1 protein-coding gene is annotated in these 1,317 nt (G+C 67.5%); it reads right to left on the reverse strand.

Features of this window, described 5'->3' with window-relative positions:
• Positions 1-33: 33 nt before the first annotated feature.
• Positions 34-1,250 (reverse strand): IS3 family transposase gene (locus IG74_RS0144610; RefSeq protein ID WP_107059187.1). Its coding sequence is split into 2 segments (ribosomal slippage): positions 34-995 and positions 995-1,250, totalling 1,218 coding nucleotides; the frame shifts between segments, so codons are not numbered across the junction.
• Positions 1,251-1,317: the final 67 nt, after the last annotated feature.

Below are 1,317 nucleotides of genomic sequence, written 5' to 3' on the forward strand. Positions count from 1 at the left end.
GTGAGGTGACCCCCGGAGTGTGGACACAGGGGTTCATGCTGCGAGTGTGAGTCTATGTCCTCGCTGGTGCTGCTGTTCGAAGTCGACGGGTGAGAGGTAGCCGAGGGAGCTGTGGCGCCGTCGCGCGTTGTAGTACGTCAGCCACTGGAAGAGTTCCAGCCTGGCCTGGCTGATTGTTGCGAACGGCCCGGGTATGGCTTCTCGTTTCAGCCCCTGCCAGAAGCTCTCGGCGAGGGCGTTGTCGTAACTCGACCCGACGCGGCCCATGCTCCTGCGGATCCCGAAACCGTCGCAGACCTGGGCGAACACATCCGAGGTGTACTGCGAGCCCCTGTCCGCATGGAAGATCACCCCGGGGACGCTGCCGCCACGGGCCGCCACTGCCATCTTCAGCGCGTCGATAACGAGTTCGGCGCGCATGTGGGTGGCCATCGACCAGCCCAGCACCCGGCGCGAGCAGATGTCGATGACGCAAGCCAGATACAGCCAGGCGCCGCCGACCTGCACGTATGTGATGTCGCCGCACCACTTCTCGTTGAGCTGCCCTGCGCGGAAGTCACGCTGGACGAGGTCAGGTGCGGGCGGCGTGACCCGGTCCGGGACCGTGGTGCGCTTGCGCCTGTGCAGATGGCGGCCCTCGATCTGGTTGACGCGCATCAGCCGCTCGACTCGCTTGCGGTTGACGGTGTGCCCGAAGCCCCGCAGCTCGGCATGGACGCGGCGGACTCCGTACGTCCCCTTGTGATCGGCATGGATCCTGCGGATCTCCGCGACCAGGGCGTCGTCGGCCGCCCGGCGGGCCTGTCGGGCCTCTGCCCCGGCAATCCACTGGTAGAAGCCCGAGCGGGAGACCTGAAGGACCCGGCATATCCGCTGCACGCCGAAGTCGGCGCGGTGGGCGGAGATGAAGTCCCAGCGGCCGGTCATGCCCTCATCTCCCTGGCGAAATACTGGGCCGCCCGGCGCAGGATCTCCCGCTCGAGCTCCCACTCCTTCTCCGCCTTGCGCAGCCGACCGTTCTCCGCGCGCAGCCTGGCCAGTTCCTCGTCCCGGCTCTCTGCCACCCCGCCGCCGCGAACCTGCCCACGGCCGGCGAGTTCGTCGGCCTGCCGGACCCAGCTCCGCAACGTCTCGCCGGTCACCCCGACGTCCGCCGCGACCGCGGCATACGTCCGCTTTCCCCCCGCCACGCGGTACAACGCCACCGCGTCGTTCCTGAACTCCACCGGATATGGAGACTTCCGTCCCACCAGGACACCCTTCCTCGGACCTACAAGATCCATTGTCAGAGTGTCCACACGACGGGAGTCACCTCAG

It is taken from the genome of Streptomyces sp. NRRL B-1347 (assembly GCF_000720325.1).
In the GTDB taxonomy this organism is placed as follows: domain Bacteria; phylum Actinomycetota; class Actinomycetes; order Streptomycetales; family Streptomycetaceae; genus Streptomyces.